The organism is Streptomyces drozdowiczii, assembly GCF_026167665.1.
Lineage (GTDB): Bacteria > Actinomycetota > Actinomycetes > Streptomycetales > Streptomycetaceae > Streptomyces > Streptomyces drozdowiczii_A.
The window spans coordinates 2,482,571-2,499,532 of sequence record NZ_CP098740.1 but is presented as its reverse complement, the minus strand read 5'-3'; the positions used below and the strand labels follow the sequence as shown (position 1 = coordinate 2,499,532).

Sequence of the window (16,962 nt, the reverse complement as noted above, 5' to 3'; positions counted from 1 at the left end):
GACTGCCGCGGGGTGACGGCAGCGGTCGGACATGCCCGCACCGAGCAGCGGCCTTGTCAGGGGGTGCCGGCGCGGTGGGGGCAGGGGTACGGCCGGTGGCGAGGGGGCGCCGCCCGCAGCCCTTCGCGCGCCGACGGACGCCAAGGGCGACCACGGCTCACCTTAGGTCTAGACCATACTCATGGGCGTGTACTCGTCAAGAGGGCCTGTATGCAGGGACTTTGACGAGACCTTGGCGAGGCGTCACATCGAGGGTGTGATGCGAAAGGGGCGGCCGCCGTCGTACGCAGCCGCCCCTCTCGGGGTGTTGCTACCGGCGGGAGGAGAGCCCGCGGTCGACGGCCGTGATCAGCTCGCCGTTCTCCGTGTCGCCGTCCAGTGACCAGAACATCGCGCCGCCGAGCCGGTGGTCGCGGATGTACGCGGTCTTGGTGCGCAGCACCTGGGGGTCGTCGTACGTCCACAGCGTGGTGCCGTCGAACAGCCAGGCGCTGCCGTCACGCGCGTTGCGGTGCACCTTGTACGTACCGGATTCGGCCAGTTTCCTGAGGGCCTTGTAGTCCTCGTAACCGGCCGCCCAGGTCGCCGGGGCGGGGCCCGCCGCCGGCTGTCCGAGGCCGTCGCCGCCGCCGGTCACACCCGTCCAGCCCTGGCCGTAGAAGGGCATGCCCATCACCAGCTTGCGCGCCGGGGCGCCCCGCTTCAGCCAGTCACGCACGGTCCGGTCGACGCTGTAGTCGCCCTTCGCGTACAGCGCGGACTGCTGGGCCGTCTTCGCCTCGCCGGAGACGTGGAAGTCGTAGCCCTGGAGGTTCACGAAGTCGAAGTCCCGCATGATGCGCGGCACGTCGAAGCCGGCGTCGATCTTCTCGGGGGACGCCGGGACGAACGCCGAGAGGTCGTAGTGCTTGGGCTTCGCGCCGTGGTGGCGGCCCTTGGCCGCGCTCTTCGCGTACGCGTCGAGCTGGGTGCGGAACTCGTGCACCAGGGCGGTGAAGTTCCGCTTGTCCTCCGGGCGGTACACCGTGTCGGTGTCACCGGCGGATCCCGGCCATTCCCAGTCGATGTCGATGCCGTCGAAGAGCCCGGCCGCCGCGCCCTCGCCGCCGCGCGTCCCGTCCACCGGCAGATTGCCCTTGATGTACAGGTCGATGCAGGAGGCGACGAGCGCCTTGCGCGACGCGGCGGTGCGGGCCGCGTCGGAGAAGTGCGTGGACCAGCTCCAGCCGCCGAGCGAGATCATCACCTTGAGCCCGGGATGCTTGGCCTTGAGCTCCCGCAGCTGGTTGAAGTTGCCCGCCAGCCTCTGGTCGTCGGTGTCGGCGACCCCGTCCACGGAGTTGGCCGCGTCGAGCGGACGGACGTAGTCCGCCCAGGCGTCGGCCTCGCCGGGCACATTGCCCGTGAAGCACTTGCCGTCCGCACTGACGTTGCCGAACGAGTAGTTGACATGGGTGAGTTTGGCCGCGGTGCCGCTCGTCTCCAGGTCGTTGACCTGGAAGTCGCGGCCGTAGACGCCCCATTGGGTGAAGTAGCCGACGCGCTTGTACTCGGGCGCGGAGCCGTGGTGGCCGTGCCCGCCGCCGTGACTGCCGTGCCCGGACGAGGCGTTGGCGGCGGGGGAGAAGGAGGCCGCGAGCGTGATGGCGCAGGCGGCGATGGCGAGTGAAGACAGGGTTCTTCGACGCATGAGGCCAGAAGTTATTGGTCTGGACCAAACGGGGTCAAGGGTTTGGCAAAGGCGGTTCGAAGGGGTTCTCGCCCTCGTGTGGCGGACTATGCGCAGGCCCGCTCAATGTCATCACTTCGAGTGAAACTGTGGCCTGCGCTTGCGATTCGGAACCCACGGTTGCGACGCTGTCGCAGTCCGTCAACCTCTTGGGGAGTGGCCTGTGGCTTTCGGTGAGCAGCCCGCCTATCTGCGCGTGGCGAGCGATCTGAGAGAGAAGATCGTCAACGGTTTGCTGCCGCCGCATACGCGCCTGCCGTCGCAGGCGCGCATCCGCGAGGAGTACGGGGTCTCGGACACCGTCGCCCTGGAGGCGCGCAAGGTCCTGATGGCGGAGGGCCTGGTCGAGGGCCGCTCCGGCTCGGGGACGTACGTGCGCGAGCGGCCGGTGCCCCGCATGGTCGAGCGCTCCGGCTTCCGGCCCGAGGCGGGCGCGGGCCCGTTCCGCCAGGAGCAGGCGGCCGACGGCGTGCGCGGGACCTGGGAGTCGCGCAGCGAGCAGGAGGGCGCGAGCCCCGAGATCGCCGCCCGGCTCGGGATCGAACCGGGCGACCGCGTCATGCGCACGCATTACGTGTTCCGGGAGGCGGGTGACCCCGTGATGCTCTCCACCTCCTGGGAGCCCCTGGCCATCACGGGGCGGACGCCGGTGATGCTGCCGGAGGAGGGCCCGCTGGGCGGCTGCGGGGTGGTCGAGCGGATGGCCGCCATCGACGTGATCGTGGACAACGTGGCCGAGCAGGTGGGCGCGCGCCCGGGGCTTGCGGAGGAGCTCGTGGCGCTGGGCGGGGTCCCCGGCCATGTGGTGATGGTGGTCGAGCGGACCTTCTACGCCTCGGGGCGGCCCGTCGAGACCGCCGACGTGGTGGTGCCGGCCGACCGCTACCGGGTGGGATACCGGCTTCCCGTGAGGTGAACGCCGGGCGGACCGGCCTTGATTGTCATGTCCCGATCCCGCTGCAACGCCCTGGGGGCGCATTCGAGAGAATGCGCCCCCAGGGCGTTGGTCCGTTCCTGGCCGGATCGGTACCTCTTTGTGTAAAGACGTATTCGTTGAGTAAAGGTCAGGCGTAGGCTCAGGCATATGCGTACCGGGGTTTCCTGGAGTTCCTTAGAAGCGTGCACATCGTTCAGGGGAGGGGCGCGATGCTCGGGAGAAACACGATGAGTGACAGCGGTGCCGTGCTTTCCTGGCTGGTGATACGGCAGGACGACAACGGCAACCGCTACCGCGTGGGCAGGTACGCCACGCAGGGCGAGGCCCAGCGCGCGGCCGACAAGTTGCAGGACCGGGGGCACAAGCAGCTGTACTGGGTGGAGCGCGTGGGGCAGGCCGCCCAGTCGTAAAGGCGTGCGGCGCACGGCCCCAGTGCGCCGTGCGCCGGTCCGGCGCGGCGAGGGCGGTGCACCGCACCGCCATGCCGTACGCGAGGGCGAGTTGGACGGTGACTCCGCACGGCCGCGGCGGTGCGGCCGAGCGCCGAGGAGAAGAAGTGGCCGGCCGAGGCGTTCGGCGAACTGGAGGGCGTGAAGGTGCCGGTGCTGATCGACACGGTGGCGTGGGTGCGGATCGAGGGGGGCCGCATCCTGTGCGCCCGCCCGCGCGGGAAGGACGTCTTCTACATCCCGGGCGGCAAGCGGGAGGGCGCCGAGAGCGACCTCGACACCCTCGTGCGCGAGATCGAGGAGGAGCTGACGGTCCGTATCGACGCGGAGTCGGTCGCGCATGTGGGGACGTACGAGGCCGGCGGACCCGGTCTGCCGGACGGCGCGGTGGTCCGGATGGCCTGCTACACCGCCGGGTTCAGCGGTGAGCTGAGGGCCAGCAGCGAGATCGAGGACGTGGCGTGGTTCTCGTACGCCGACCGCGACCGGGTGCCGCCCGTCGACCAGCTGCTCTTCGACGACCTCAGGGCCGCCGGCGACCTGGACTGAGTCCGGCGCGAGAGCCCCTGGGCCCCGCGCGCGGATCATGGTGCGGCGCGTGGCGGCGCGGTGTGTGCGCCCCCGTTTCCCGGGCACCCGTACGTGCGCGCCGCCGTACACCCGTACGCCCCGCGTGTCGAGCCCGGCGGTATTCGCCCCGCAATATCGGGTATGTGGTGTTTGCCCCGCGCAGACGGGGCGTCACCGTTGCCGGCTCTGGGAGTGATCGGCGTGACCGATACCGAAGGCGATCGAGCCGAGTGGAGCTTTCCGGCTGTCCCCGGTGCGGTGCGCACCGCCCGGCACGCCGTCCAGGACACCCTCCGTGGCTGGGGGCTCGACGCCGCCGTCGGTGACGAAGCGATTCTGCTGGTCAGCGAACTGGTCACCAACTCCATGCGCTACACCCCGGGTCCCATCGGGGTGCGGCTGCTGCGCCCCCATCCGGACGGGGACCACTCCGCCGCCCGCGCCGGTCTCCTCGTGGAAGTCTCCGATCCCCTCCCCGATCCACCCACCGAACGTACGGCGGGACCCGACGACGAGAGCGGCCGGGGGCTCCAGCTCGTGGCCTGTGCGGCCAGGCGCTGGGGGACCCGGCGGGGAAAGAGCGGCAAGACGGTGTGGTTCGAGCTGGCTCTGCCTGGTTAGGAGTGAGGTGGGACGCACAGCGATCACCGGAGGTCGGGGCCGAACCTGGCTGAAAGGGACTGAGACCGTGCTGTGATCGTGAACGCCGTGCCGGACGGGGCCGTAGTGCTGAATACTGCGGGCATGACCGGTCCGGTGTGTGAGCTGGAGGGGACGGTCGCGTGAGCGAAATACCTGGGACAGCGGGCGACGTCGTGTGGCAGAGCAGTCCGCCCGGCTCGATCTACGACTACATCAGAGTCGCCTCCTTCTCGATCGGGCCCGACGGGCTGATCGAGCAGTGGAGCCGCCGGGCCGCCGGTCTCTTCGGCGTGGCCGCCCACGAGGCCGTGGGCAAGGACCCGGTCGAGGCGTTCCTGCCCGGCGAGGTCCGCCGCGAGGGCCACCGCCGCGTCGGCGAGGTGCTCGACGGCAAGGAGTGGACGGGCCTCGTCCCCTTCCGGGTGCCCGGCGAGGACGGGACGCACGGGCTCGCCGAGATCTATGTGATGCCCAGCGAGACGGCCACCGGTGAACGGGCGGCGGTCTGCATCGTCGTGGACGTCCGCGCCCTGCGCCGCATCGAGACGGACCTCGCCGCCTCGCAGGCGATTTTCGGCCAATCTCCCTTCGGCTTCGTCCTGTTCGGCACCGATCTCACCGTCGTCCGGGCCAACGAGCGCTTCGCCACCGTCTTCGGCGGCCGCGCCGACGACCACCAGGGCCGCACCGTCGGCGACTACCTCACCGGCGCCGAGGCCGACCGCCTCACCGCCACCCTCGAACGCGTCCTGGAGACGGGCAACTCCGTCACCGACCTCCAACTCGTCGGCACGGCCCCCGGCGACACCGAGCGCCGCCACTGGTCGATGAACCTCTACCGGGTGCACAGCGGCTCCGGCCGTCCCATCGGCATCGCCGGGCTCGCCACCGACGTGACCCGGCGTCACACCGCCGCCCGCGAGGCCGCCAGCGCCCGCCGCAACCTCGCCCTGCTCAACGAAGCCAGTGCCCGCATCGGGAACTCCCTGGACCTGGAGACCACCGCCCGCGAACTCCTCGACGTCGCCGTCCCGGTCTTCTGCGACCTGGCCTCCGTCGACCTCTACCAGGCCCTGCTCACCGGGGACGAGGCGGCGCCCGGCGGCTGGAGCCCGCTCAGCCAGGAAGCGGTCGGCGGCTCCGCCGAACTGCGCCGCGTCGCCTTCGCCAGCGCCGTGTCCGACGCCCTGCCCGGCGCCGCGTCCCACGCGTCCGGGCCCCCGGGCGGTGCGCCCCCCGCCCTCGGCTCCGTCCACCGCTACCCCTTCGGCTCGCCGTCCGCCGTCGCGCTGCGCACCGGGCACATCGAGGACGTGCCCGGCGACGACGGGGGCTTCGTGCAGTCCACGCTGGCCGTGCCGATGGTCGCCCACGACACCGTGGTGGGCCTCGTCCGCTTCTCCCGTACGAAGGGCAGCGAGCCGTTCGACGCCCGGGACCGGGCCCTCGCGACCGAGCTGGCCGCCCGCGCCGCCGTCTGTATCGACAACGCCCGCCTCTACCGCCGCGAGCACGAGCGCGCCCTGATCCTCCAGCGCAGCCTGCTGCCCCCCGGCGACCCGGAGGCCGCCGGGCTCGACATCGCCTGTCGCTATCTCCCCGGCAACACCGCCAACGAGGTCGGCGGCGACTGGTTCGACGTCATCGAGCTGCCCGGCCACCGCACCGCGCTCGTCGTCGGCGACGTGATGGGGCGCGGCCTGCGCGCCGCCGTGGCCATGGGTGAACTGCGCACCGCCGTGCGCACGCTGGCCCTCCTCGACCTGGAACCGGCCGAGGTGCTGTCCGCCCTCGACGAGGTCGCCCGGGGCCTCGGCGCCCCCGGCGCGGCCTCCGCTTCCGGGGGCGGGGGCGCCCAGTGGCCCGCCCGCGCCGCGCACAAGTCCCGTGAGGCGGACCTCTCCGAGGTGTACCTCGCGACCTGCGTCTACGCGGTCTACGACCCGGTCACCCGGCGCTGCACCTTCGCCAACGCGGGCCATCTGCCGCCCGTCGTGGTCGAGCCGGGCGAGGCCGCTCACATGGTCGACGTACCGCCCGGCATGCCGCTCGGCGTCGGCGGCGAACCCTTCGAGGAGGTCGAGGTCGAGCTGAAGGAGGGCGCGCTCCTCGGCCTCTACACCGACGGGCTGGTCGAGTCCCGCGACCACCCGCTGGACGAGGGCCTGGCCGCCCTCCGCAAGGCGCTGATCGAACCGGACCAGCCGCTGGAGGACGTCTGCGACCGGGTCCTCGGCTCGCTGCACACCCGGCACGGCGAGGACGACATCGCGCTCCTGATGGCCCGCATCCAGGGCCTGCCCGCCGAGGCCGTCGGCGACTGGCGGCTGCCCCGCGAGCTGCGCTCGGTCGGCCGCGCCCGCGAACTGGCCCGGGGCCAGCTCACCAGCTGGGGCCTCGACGAGCTGGTCGACACCACGGAACTCCTGGTCAGCGAGCTGGTCACCAACGCCCTGCGCTACGGCGAGGGCGAGATCCGGCTCCGCCTGCTGCGCGACCGCACCCTGGTCTGCGAGGTGTGGGACGCCGGTCTCGTCCAGCCGAGGCGCCGGCGCGCCCGGGACACGGACGAGGGCGGCCGGGGCCTCCAGCTGGTGGGACTGCTCAGCGCGGCCTGGGGGGCGAGGCGGACGCCGCGCGGCAAGACCGTCTGGTTCGAGCTGCCGCTGCCCGACGGGCGGCCGCCCGCCGAGCGCTCGGTGGAGGAGCTGCTCAGCATGTTCTGAGCGGCGGCCGGGGCGCGGCTCACTTCGTGGTCTTCAGCGCGGCGAGCCGGGCCTCCACCTCCGCGCTGTCGCCCAGTGCGTCCAGGTCCTCGAACTGCGCGTCCAGCGAGGAGGCCGCCAGCTCCTGCTTGCCCAGGGCCCGCGCCTCCTCGCGCCGCACCTTGTCCTCGAACCGGCTCAGCTCGCTGGTCGGGTCCAGGACGTTGATGTTCTTCACCGCGTCCATCATCTGGTTCTGCGCCTGCGCCGACTTGGCGCGCGCCACCAGCTCGTCCCGCTTGGCCTTCAGCTCCGAGAGCTTCGCCTTCATCTGGTCCAGGCCCGTCTTGAGCTTGTCGACCACCTCGGTCTGCGCCGCGATGGTCGGCTCGGCGGTCCTGGCCTCCTTCTCCGACTGGAGCTGCCGGCCCAGCGCGACCTTGGCCAGATTGTCGAACTTGTCCGCCTCGGGGCCCGATCCGCCCGCCCGCAGCTCGTCGGCCTTGCGGCTCGCGGCGAGCGCCTTGCCGCCCCACTCGCGCGCCGCCTCGGTGTCCTCCTGGTGGTCCTGCTCCATCAGCCGGAGATTGCCGATGGTGGCGGCCACCGCCTGCTCGGCCTCCGCGATGTTGTTCGTGTAGTCGCGGATCAGCTGGTCCAGCATCTTCTGCGGATCCTCGGCCTGGTCGAGCAGGGCATTGATGTTGGCCTTCGCCAGCTGGGTGACACGGCCGAGGATGGTCTGCTTGCTCATGGGGGCCTCTCTTGTCGGGTGTCGGGTGGTGCTGCTCGTGGGTGACGCCTGCGGGGTGCCGTTCATCGTTTACGCGTACGGCTGTACGGGAAGCTCCCCGCGTCAGAAGCGCCCGCCGCCGCCCCGGCGGCCCCGCGTCCCGCCGCCGCCGAAGCTGCCGGGCCCGCCGCCCCCGCCGAAGCCGCCTCCGAAGCCACCGCCTCCGAAGCCGCCCCGCCCGCCGCCCCCGCCCATCAGCCCGCCGAGGATGATCCCGCCCAGCACCGCGCCGCCCATGCCCCCGCCGCCCCCGCCCGCCATGCCGCCGGGGCCGCCGCGTCCGCCGTAGCCGTAGCCGCGTACGTCCTGCTCGGCCAGGCTCCGCGCCTCGCCGGCCAGCGCGTCCGCGCGGTTCGCCTCGGCCAGGGCGGCCTGCGGGTCACCGGACCCCGCCAGTGCGGCGGCCTGCTCCAGCCGGCGCTGCGCCTCCGCGAGGCGGGTCCTGGCGGTGCTGCCGACCGCGCCCCGGTGCGTCGTGACGAAGTCCGCCGCCGCCGCGACCGAGGAGCGCGCGGTGAGCAGCGCCCCGTCCAGCAGCGAGCGCGCCCGGGTGTCGCCCTGTTCCCGTTCCCGCGCGCCGGCCAGCGCCTCGTCCAGCGCCCGGTCCGCCTCCTCCACCCGGCGCAGCGCGTCGATCGGGTCGTACCTGCCGCCCCGCTCCTCGCGCACATCGCCGGCCACCGCCCGCGCACGGGCGATCCGGCCGCGCAGGTCGGCGGTGGAGGCCCCCTGTGCCGTGCCGTCGAGCAGCCCGCCCGCGTCCGCGAGGTCGGTGTCCAGTTCGGTGAGCGCGGCGGTCAGGCGGTCCGCCGCCTCGTCCAGCTCGCGGCCCCGCCGCTCCACGCCGTCCACGAGGGTGGCCGCCTGGTCGAGCGCCCCCTCGGCGGCCCGGACGTAGACGGCCGCCGCCGAGTGGTCGCCGCCGTCCACCGCCTGCCGGGCCCGGTCGAGGGAGGTGGTCGCGAAGGCGAGCCGCTCCTCGGCCTGGCCGGTGTCGGCGGCGACGGGGGCGGATGCCTGGTCCGCGTACCGCTCGCGCATCGAGGCGAGCGCGGACTCGGCGGCCGGAACGCGGCCGGTCAGCTCGTGGAGCGCGGTCTCGGCCGCGGCCAGGGCCTGCGGCGCCTCGCGCTCCAGCTCGCGCAGCCGGTCGAAGTCCTCGGAGACCGCGTCGAGGCGGCCGTCGGCGTCGGCGCAGCGGCTGATGATCTCGTCCAGCATCCGGCGCTGGGTCGCCTCGTCCTCCGGGAACGCGTCGTCCAGCTGCTGGCGCAGCCGGAACGCGGTGGTCAGCTCGCCCTTGGCGTAGGCCACCGCCTCGGCGAACGGCGCGGCGGCCTCTTCCCCGAACTGGGCGGTGGCGAACCCCAGCTCCTCCTCGCTCGTGCGGACCGCGTCGTCGGTGGCGACGAGCGTCTCCTTGGCCTTCGCGTCGAGCTCCGGCAGCGGGGTCGGCGCCGGCACGCCGCCGCCCCAGCCGGTCGTGCCGGGCGTCGTACGGGTGGTGGCGCGCCGCTTGCGCCGCAGGAACGCGTACGCGGCGACGGCCGCCACCGCGCAGAGCAGGACGATCGGCAGGAGGAGGTCCCCGGTGCCGGTGCCGCCTGAGCCCGAGCCCGGGTCGGAGACGCCGGGGGTGATCGCGGGGGCGGGCACGGGCTCGCCGGACAGGACGGCGGTGTAGCCGTCGGCGGCGCCGATCGCGGCACCCGCCCAGTCGTTCCGCTTCAGCGCCGGTTCGATCGCGGTGTTCGCCACGTCCCGGAGCTGGGTGTCGGTGAGGGGCGCGTCCTGGTCGACGGAGTAGGCGTACTGCCGGGCATGGGTGGCGACGGCCAGCAGGACGTCGTCGCGGCCGAGGCCGTTGCGGTCGGCGGTCGTGTCGGCCCAGTCCTGCGCCGAGCGCCCGGAGAAGTCGCGTACGTACACCACGAAGAGCTGGAGGCGCTGCTCGGCGTAGAGCCGGTCGAGGGCCGTGACGACCTGGGGGCGGCGGTCGCCGAGGGCGCCCACCTTGTCGGTGATCTGCCCGTCGCGGGACAGCGTGACCGGATCGTCGGCGCGGGCGGCCGGTGCGGGGGCCAGGGCCAGCCAGCACACCGTCAGAAGTACGGCGAGCAGGGCCCGGCCCGGTATGAGGATCCGGGTTCGGCTCACAGGCGGCGTCACGTTTGTGAGGCTATGTCCACCTCCGGGCCGCCGCGACACGAGGCGTTCGGGGCGCGGGGGCGACAAATGGTTCGGCGCGGGCGCGCCGTGTCCCTACCGTCGCGCCCATGACTTCCTTCGTGCACGACTTCCCCTTCGACCCCACCTACGGCTACACACTCGACGAGCTGAAGGCGGTCCCGGCGCCGCCCGCCCCCGACGACTTCGCCGCCTTCTGGCGGGAGCGGTACGCGGCGGCCCGCGCCGTCGCCCCCGACCCCGAGGTGGGCCCCCTGGAGGAGGAGCGCGACGGCGTCCGTGTCCACGGGGTGACCTACACCTCGGTCGGCGGCGTCCGCCTGGGCGGCTGGCTCGCCCTGCCCGTCGAGCCCGTGCGGCACGGCTTCGTCATCGGCCACGGCTACGGCGGCCGGGCGGAACCGGGGCCGGACGTGCCGCTCCCGCTGCCCGGGTCGGCGGCGATCCTGCCGTGCGTACGGGGGATGGGGGCGCGCGGCCTGGCGCCGGGCATCCCGGAGCGGGCGGACGGGCATGTGCTGCACGGCATCGCCTCGCGCGACACCTATGTCATCGGGGACTGCGTGGCGGACCTGTGGTGCGCGGCCTCCGCGCTCCAGGAGCTGGTCCCGGAAGTCGCGGGGAAGGGCCTCGGCTACCTGGGCGAGAGCTTCGGCGGCGGGCTCGGCGCCCTGGCCCTGCCGTGGGACGAGCGGTTCGCGGCGGCGCAGCTGACGGTCCCCACGTTCGGCAACCACCCGCTGCGGCTGACGCTGCCGTGCGCGGGGAGCGGCGAGGCGGTGCGCGGCCATTGCGCCGGGCACCCCGAGGTGACGGAGGTGCTGCGGTACTTCGACGCGGCGACGGCGGCCGCGTTCCTGGAGCGGCCGACGCTGGTGGGGGCGGCCCTGTTCGACCCGTCCGTGCCGCCACCGGGGCAGTTCGCGGTGTACAACGCGCTCGCGGGGGAGCGGGAGCTGCTGGTGGCGGCCGCCGGGCACTTCGTCCACAGGGGGCTGCCCGCGGACATGGCCGCGCTGGCGGCGGCGCGGCAGGAGTTCTTCGGGAAGCGGCTCGACTGACTCGACTGATAGGAGAAGAACGACAGGCTGCCTTGCAAGGTGGCCTGTCGTTCTCGTACGGTGAATGTATGACGCAATCATCCGGGGCGGTCCCCGACCCCACGGCCGAAGAGGTGGCGAACCAGCTGGCCGCCGTCGTCGGCCGACTGCTGCGGCGGCTGCGTTCCTCCTCGTCGGAGTCGCTGCTGACGCCGACCCAGCGCTCGGTCCTCGCCCGGCTGGACGACGGGGGCGCCGCGACCACCGCGGACCTGGCCCGCGCCGAATTCGTACGCCCGCAGTCCATGCGGCTGACCCTGGGCGCGCTGGAGACGCAGGGTCTTGTCGAGCGGGCGCCGGACCCGGCCGACGGGCGGAAGTCCGTCATGTCGATCACGGACGCCGGGCGCACCACCCTCGCCGACGTCCGGGCCGCCAAGCGGAACTGGCTGGCCGAGGCCGTCGCCGCCGAGCTGGACGGGCACGAGCGGCGGGCGGTCGCCGAGGCCGCGGCCCTCATCGAACGCCTGGTCGGTTCGTGACCGCTCGCGAAGTGCTCCCCGGGGCGGTACGCGCGGCGGCCCGCCCGGAGCGGACGGCGCCCGACCCCGGCTTCAGCGCCCGGCTCACCGCGCCGCTGCTGCTCGGCTCGCTGCTCAACCCGCTGAACACCACGATGATCTCCACCGCGCTGGTGGCGATCGGGCACCACTTCTCCGTCGGCGCCGCCGACACCGCCTGGCTGATCTCCGTCCTCTACCTCGCCAGCGCCGTCGCCCAGCCCGTTCTGGGCCGGCTCGCCGACGTCCTCGGGCCGCGCCGGGTCTTCCTCGCCGGGCTGGTCGTGGTCATCGCCTCCGGCCTGGTCGGCACCTTCGCGCAGGGCTTCGGCCAGCTGATCGTGTCGCGGCTGCTGCTCGGCATCGGTACGTCGGCGGCCTACCCGGCCGCGATGGCGGTGCTGCGCGACGAGTCGGCCCGGATCGGGCGGCCGACCCCGCGCCCGGTGCTGGCCCGGCTCTCCTTCGCCGCGCTCGGCAGCGCGGCGGTCGGGCCCACGCTCGGCGGACTGCTCGTCATGACGGCCGGCTGGCGCGGCATCTTCGCCGTCAACGTGCCCGTGGCGCTGATCGCCCTCGGCGCGGCGCTGCTCTGGATCCCGGCCGACCCGCCGCGCGCCCGGGCGACCGGCGGCCCGGCGCCCCGGCTCGGGCTCGACCCGCTCGGCATCGGCCTGTTCGCGACCGCGCTCACCGTCCTGGTCTTCTTCCTGCTCGACCTCGCGCACCCGATGTGGTGGCTGCTCGCGCCGTTCGCCGCGCTGGGCGCCGCCCTCGTGTGGTGGCAGCTGCGGGCCCCCGCCCCCTTCATCGATCTGCGGATGCTCGCGCGCAACGGCGCGCTCTCCCGTACGTACCTCCGGCACGGCATCAGCTACCTGCTGATCTACTGCGTGATGTACGGATACACGCAGTGGCTGGAGGAGGCCCGGGGCTACTCCTCCGGGCACACCGGACTCCTCATGCTGCCGATGTCCGTCGCCGCGCTGGTGTGCTCGCTGCTCGGCGCCCGTACGAAGGGCATCCGGGGCCCGCTCGTCCTGGCCTGCGTCCTGCTCACCGCCGGGGCCGGAATGCTCTTCCTGCTGTCCGGCGACGCACCGGTCGCCGTGCTGCTGCTCGCCGGTGCCTGCTTCGGCATCCCGCAAGGGCTCATCGGCACCAGCAACCAGGCGGCCGTGCAGGCCTTCGCGCCGCCCGCATCCGTCGGCTCGGCCGCCGGCCTCCAGCGCACCGCCCAGTACATCGGGGCGATCACCGCCTCCAGCCTCATCGCCCTGGCCTACGGACAGTCGGCCGGCGACCGGGGACTGCACCTGATGGCCGCCGTCGCCGCCGTCCTGGGCGTCCTGCTCATCGTCCTCACCGTCACCGACCGCGCCCTGCGCGGGCGTACCTGATTCCCCGCAAGCACCACCCCAAGGAGCACCACCATGACCGCCACCGTCCTCGACCCCAACACCGCGCTGATCGTCGTCGACCTCCAGAAGGGCATCACCGCCCTGCCCACCGCCCACCCCTCCGCCGACGTCATCGCCAACGCGGCGACCCTCGCCGACGCCTTCCGGGCCAAGGGCCTGCCCGTGGTCCTCGTCCGCGTCACCGGCGGCGCCCCCGGCCGCAACGAGGGCCCGGCCCGGTCCGGGAAGCCGGCCGCCGACTGGGCCGAGATCGTGCCCGAGATGGGCCCGGCCGAGGGCGACATCATCGTCACCAAGCAGCAGTGGGGCGCCTTCTACGGCACCGACCTCGACCTCCAGCTGCGCCGCCGGGGCGTCACCCAGGTCGTGGTGGCCGGCATCGCGACCAGCATCGGCGTCGAGTCCACCGCCCGCTCCGCGCACGAGCACGGCTACCACGTCACGCTCGCCACGGACGCGATGACCGACATGAGCGGCGAGGCCCACGACAACAGCCTCCAGCGGATCTTCCCGCGCCTCGGCGAGACCGGCACGACCGACGAGATCGTCAAGCTCCTCGGCTGACCGGACCCGCGCACAGGACGGAGCGCCGCGGCCCACCCGGGCCGCGGCGCTCCGCCGTACGGGTGGGCTTCGGGGCGTACCCGCCGTGTCGGCACGGCGTTCCCGCGCGAGGGCGTTTTGAGTGGAGGGGCGGAACCAGTGTGATCAACTGCAAATGCCACCAAAAACGCTCAATCAGGCCCATCCCGGTGCGGGCCGGGCCGTCCCCGGAGGTATCAGCCATGTCCCACGTCGGAGTCCCGCGCGGGACGGCCCGAAAGAGGCGCATCCCCGCCCTCCTCACCGCAGGCGTCCTCACCCTCCCGGCGCTGGCCGGATGCAGCTCGGACGGGAAGGACACCGCGGCCGTCGCCGCCGTACCGCAGGACGTGGCCCGCGCCGCCCGCGCCCAGGTCGCCGACGGGGGCAAGGTCACCTGGGCGATCGACGCGCTCCCCGCCACCTTCAACGCCTTCCAGGCGGACGCCGACAGCGCCACCACCCGGATCACCGGGGCCCTGCTGCCGACGCTCTTCCCGCTCGACGCCCAGGGCCGGCCGCAGCTCAACCCGGACTACCTCGAATCCGCCAAGGTGACCGAGACCGAGCCCCGCCAGGTCGTCGTCTACCGGCTCAACCAGCAGGCCGTCTGGAGCGACGGCCGCGGCATCGGCGCCCCGGACTTCGTCGCCCAGTGGCGGGCGCTGAGCGGCAAGGACTCCGCGTTCTGGACCGCCCGCAACGCCGGCTACGAACGCATCGAGAAGATCGAGCGCGGCCACGACGACCTGGAGGTCAAGGTCACCTTCGCCAAGCCGTACGCGGACTGGCGCTCGCTGTTCTCGCCCCTCTACCCGAAGCAGGTCACGGGCTCCCCGGACGCCTTCAACGACGGCGCCCGCACCACCCTCAAGGCGACCGCCGGGCCCTTCCGGCTGCGCGAGGTGGACAAGAAGGCCGGGTCCGTCACGCTGACCCGCGACCCGCGCTGGTGGGGCGGCCGCGCCAAGCTGGACTCGCTGGTCTTCAAGGCCGTCAAGCCCGAGGAGCGCACCGACGCGCTGGCCGAGGGTGCCGTCGACATCGCCGACATCGACTCCACCACCGCCCACCGCATCGCCCAGGCGGCCCGCGAGGGCGCGGCAGGCGCACCGCCCGCCCATGGCCCCGGCGCCGCGCAGAGCCCGGCGGACGCCCTGCGCTCCTGGGCCGTGGCGCACGGCACCGACGAGGAGGCGGCCGAGGAGGAGCAGGAGGCCCGGGACGACAAGGCCAGGGCCGCCGACGCGTACGCCACCGAGCAGAGCGGGCTGCGCGCCTTCGTGGTCCGCAAGTCCCTGGAGCCCGCCTACACCCAGCTCGCGCTGAACGGCGAGACCGGACCGCTCGCCGACGACCGGGTGCGCCGGGCCGTCGCCCGCGCCCTGGACCGCCAGGAGCTGGCCGACACCGTGCTCAAGCCGCTCGGACTGCCCGCCCAGCCGCTCGGCAGCCACCTCGCCGTCGCCGGGCAGCCCGCGTACCGGGACGGCAGCGACGCGCTCGGCAAGCAGGACACCGCGCAGGCGCAGGCGCTGCTCGCCGACGCGGGCTGGACGCGCGAGGGCGCGCTCAGCCGGAGCGACGGCACCAAGGCCGGCAGCGAGGGCGAGAAGAAGGACAAGGACGCCGAGAAGAAGGGGAGCGCCGGCCAGGAGGCCGACGACGGCAAGGGGAACCGTGCCGCGGGCGAGCCCGCCGCCGACGACGGGCTCTACATCGTCGGCGACGACAAGCCCGGCGGCACCCACGTCCTCGCCCCGGCCCCCGACGCCGCCGCGCAGAGCGCCGCCCTGCTGCGCCAGGCCGGGCACCTCGGCTCCACGGGCACGTCGGAGGACGCCCGGGACGCGATCCGGGCCCAGGACCGGCAGCCCGGGGGCGCCGCCGGAGCGTACGCCCCGGCGGGCACCGCGGCGCCCGCCAAGGCGGCCGACGCCGCGCGCGGTCCGCTCGGCAAGAACGGCAAGCCGCTGAGCCTGCGCTTCGTCCTGCCGTCCGGGCCCGGCTCGGCCGGACTGCGCAGCGTCGGCGAGAAGATCGCCGCGATGCTCGACACGATCGGCATCCGCACCGAGATCACCAAGGTCTCCGACGACAGCTACTTCCGCGACCACGTGGCCTCCGGCGATTACGACATGGCCCTGTACTCCTGGCCCGCCACCGCCTACCCGGCCACCGACGACCGCCCGATCTTCGCCAAGCCGCTGCCCGCGTCCGACGGTTCGCTGCTCGTGGAGCAGAACTACACCCGGGTCGGCACGGACCACATCGACCAGCTCTTCGACCAGGCCGCGTCGGAGCTGGACGAGAAGGCCGCCCAGGACCTCATGCGGAAGGCGGACGCCCGGATCTGGGCCGCCGCGGGATCGATTCCCCTCTTCCAGCGCCCCCAGCTCGTCGCCACCGGCAAGCAACTCGTGAACGTCGGCGCCTTCGGCCTCGGGGTGCCGCACTACCAGGACATCGGCTACAAGGCCCCGCAGGCGGCGGGTGCTCCGGCCGACCGGAGGAAGTAGCCGATATCCGCACCTCTGGAACTGCTCAAGTCACTTGTCCGTGAAGCCCGTTACGGCAACCGTGGTCCGTGACCACCGGTGAATTCCACCGGAAGAACGGACCACGGGGGCGGGACCATGAAGCGGACACGAGCGGTCACCACGGCTGCGGTCATGATGGCGGCGGGCCTCCTCGTCGGGGGCTGCACCTCGACGCCGCACGACGGGGCGGCCGACGAGCCGGCCCCGGCCGGATCATCGAAGGCGGCGGCGGACAAGACCGTCGCCCGGGAGCAGCGGGCGTGCCGGGGCGGCACGTACACCTGGTTCAACCTGCGGGACCAATCCGTGCTGAACGGGCTCGCCGCCCCGCAGCGCATCCCGGGCAAGTCCCACACGATGGTCAAGCTGACCGAGCCCGTCCGACGGCTGCGTACGGACCAGGCGTCCCTGGACTTCCAGGGCCCGCGGCCGGACCAGCGGGAGGTGCTCTTCGCGCTGAGCGTGCGCCTCGGGTTCGCGGAGAAGGACGAGGACCCGGAGGCGGGCTCGGGGCTCGCCGAACCGGGGCAGTACGCGGAGATCGACTCGGGCGGCGGCGAGGTCGGCGCCTCGGGCCGCACCCTCCGGCTGGCCTACTTCAGCTTCGTGCGCCTGGTCGAGACGGACTTCCGGTACACCTGCGGAAGCGGTGGGGGCCGGAGGGCGACCACGGGGCACGTGGTCACCTGGGGCAGCTCGGGCGGCGGACTCATCAGCTGCGAGGAACCGCTGGACAGGACGGCTTCGGCCGCCGCCCACGAGGCGTTCAGACTGTCCTGCCCCGCCTGAGGGCCCCGGCCGGGAAGC

14 protein-coding genes are annotated in these 16,962 nt (G+C 73.5%); 11 read left to right on the top strand and 3 right to left on the bottom strand.

Annotated features, from left to right (window positions below; all coding sequences use genetic code 11):
• Positions 1–310: 310 nt before the first annotated feature.
• On the bottom strand, positions 311–1,690 hold the full coding sequence (locus NEH16_RS11045; RefSeq protein ID WP_265541718.1) for a glycoside hydrolase family 18 protein: 1,380 nt from the start codon (positions 1,688–1,690) through the stop codon (positions 311–313).
• 202 nt (positions 1,691–1,892) lie between these two features.
• Here NEH16_RS11045 and NEH16_RS11040 point away from each other — a divergent pair, with 202 nt between their 5' ends.
• The 5 genes from NEH16_RS11040 to NEH16_RS11020 all read left to right on the top strand — a co-directional run bounded on the left by NEH16_RS11040 (position 1,893) and on the right by NEH16_RS11020 (position 7,053).
• Positions 1,893–2,645, top strand: coding sequence for a GntR family transcriptional regulator (locus NEH16_RS11040; protein ID WP_265541716.1), 753 nt, complete (start codon positions 1,893–1,895; stop codon positions 2,643–2,645).
• Between the two features lie 230 nt (positions 2,646–2,875).
• Positions 2,876–3,076, top strand: a complete 201-nt coding sequence (locus tag NEH16_RS11035) for an SPOR domain-containing protein (RefSeq protein ID WP_073964871.1) — start codon at positions 2,876–2,878, stop codon at positions 3,074–3,076.
• Between the two features lie 186 nt (positions 3,077–3,262).
• Positions 3,263–3,664, top strand: coding sequence for an NUDIX hydrolase (locus tag NEH16_RS11030; protein WP_073964870.1), 402 nt, complete (start codon positions 3,263–3,265; stop codon positions 3,662–3,664).
• 213 nt (positions 3,665–3,877) lie between these two features.
• On the top strand, positions 3,878–4,306 hold the full coding sequence (locus NEH16_RS11025; protein ID WP_073964169.1) for an ATP-binding protein: 429 nt from the start codon (positions 3,878–3,880) through the stop codon (positions 4,304–4,306).
• 194 nt (positions 4,307–4,500) lie between these two features.
• Entirely contained in the window at positions 4,501–7,053 is a 2,553-nt protein-coding gene (locus NEH16_RS11020) for a SpoIIE family protein phosphatase (RefSeq protein ID WP_265547147.1), read from the top strand.
• A gap of 19 nt (positions 7,054–7,072) precedes the next feature.
• Here NEH16_RS11020 and NEH16_RS11015 read toward each other — a convergent pair whose 3' ends face one another.
• Both NEH16_RS11015 and NEH16_RS11010 read right to left on the bottom strand, forming a co-directional pair.
• Positions 7,073–7,786, bottom strand: coding sequence for a PspA/IM30 family protein (locus tag NEH16_RS11015; RefSeq protein ID WP_073964167.1), 714 nt, complete (start codon positions 7,784–7,786; stop codon positions 7,073–7,075).
• A gap of 102 nt (positions 7,787–7,888) precedes the next feature.
• The gene (locus tag NEH16_RS11010) at positions 7,889–9,982 is read right to left on the bottom strand and encodes a TPM domain-containing protein (protein WP_265547145.1); all 2,094 of its coding nucleotides are present in this window, start codon (positions 9,980–9,982) and stop codon (positions 7,889–7,891) included.
• Between the two features lie 119 nt (positions 9,983–10,101).
• Between NEH16_RS11010 and NEH16_RS11005 the strand changes: the two genes are divergently transcribed.
• The 6 genes from NEH16_RS11005 (at position 10,102) to NEH16_RS10980 (ending at position 16,944) form a co-directional block, all read left to right on the top strand.
• Positions 10,102–11,073, top strand: a complete 972-nt coding sequence (locus NEH16_RS11005) for an acetylxylan esterase (protein WP_265541713.1) — start codon at positions 10,102–10,104, stop codon at positions 11,071–11,073.
• A 68-nt stretch (positions 11,074–11,141) separates the two neighbouring features.
• Positions 11,142–11,594, top strand: a complete 453-nt coding sequence (locus NEH16_RS11000) for a MarR family winged helix-turn-helix transcriptional regulator (protein WP_265541711.1) — start codon at positions 11,142–11,144, stop codon at positions 11,592–11,594.
• 11 nt (positions 11,595–11,605) lie between these two features.
• On the top strand, positions 11,606–13,012 hold the full coding sequence (locus tag NEH16_RS10995; protein WP_265547143.1) for an MFS transporter: 1,407 nt from the start codon (positions 11,606–11,608) through the stop codon (positions 13,010–13,012).
• Positions 13,013–13,045: 33 nt separating this feature from the next.
• Positions 13,046–13,597, top strand: a complete 552-nt coding sequence (locus NEH16_RS10990; RefSeq protein ID WP_265541710.1) for an isochorismatase family protein — start codon at positions 13,046–13,048, stop codon at positions 13,595–13,597.
• Between the two features lie 221 nt (positions 13,598–13,818).
• Positions 13,819–16,134, top strand: coding sequence for an ABC transporter family substrate-binding protein (locus tag NEH16_RS10985; protein WP_265541708.1), 2,316 nt, complete (start codon positions 13,819–13,821; stop codon positions 16,132–16,134).
• Between the two features lie 117 nt (positions 16,135–16,251).
• Entirely contained in the window at positions 16,252–16,944 is a 693-nt protein-coding gene (locus tag NEH16_RS10980; RefSeq protein ID WP_265541706.1) for a hypothetical protein, read from the top strand.
• Positions 16,945–16,962: the final 18 nt, after the last annotated feature.

What these genes read in the sequence shown, in the direction of transcription:
- NEH16_RS11035 (WP_073964871.1), top strand. Translation starts at nt 2,876, where the DNA reads ATGCTCGGGAGAAACACGATGAGTGACAGCGGTGCCGTGCTTTCCTGG.
- NEH16_RS11045 (WP_265541718.1), bottom strand. Translation starts at nt 1,690, where the DNA reads ATGCGTCGAAGAACCCTGTCTTCACTCGCCATCGCCGCCTGCGCCATC.
- NEH16_RS10985 (WP_265541708.1), top strand. Translation starts at nt 13,819, where the DNA reads ATGTCCCACGTCGGAGTCCCGCGCGGGACGGCCCGAAAGAGGCGCATC.
- NEH16_RS11005 (WP_265541713.1), top strand. Translation starts at nt 10,102, where the DNA reads ATGACTTCCTTCGTGCACGACTTCCCCTTCGACCCCACCTACGGCTAC.
- NEH16_RS10990 (WP_265541710.1), top strand. Translation starts at nt 13,046, where the DNA reads ATGACCGCCACCGTCCTCGACCCCAACACCGCGCTGATCGTCGTCGAC.
- NEH16_RS11000 (WP_265541711.1), top strand. Translation starts at nt 11,142, where the DNA reads ATGACGCAATCATCCGGGGCGGTCCCCGACCCCACGGCCGAAGAGGTG.
- NEH16_RS11015 (WP_073964167.1), bottom strand. Translation starts at nt 7,786, where the DNA reads ATGAGCAAGCAGACCATCCTCGGCCGTGTCACCCAGCTGGCGAAGGCC.
- NEH16_RS10980 (WP_265541706.1), top strand. Translation starts at nt 16,252, where the DNA reads ATGAAGCGGACACGAGCGGTCACCACGGCTGCGGTCATGATGGCGGCG.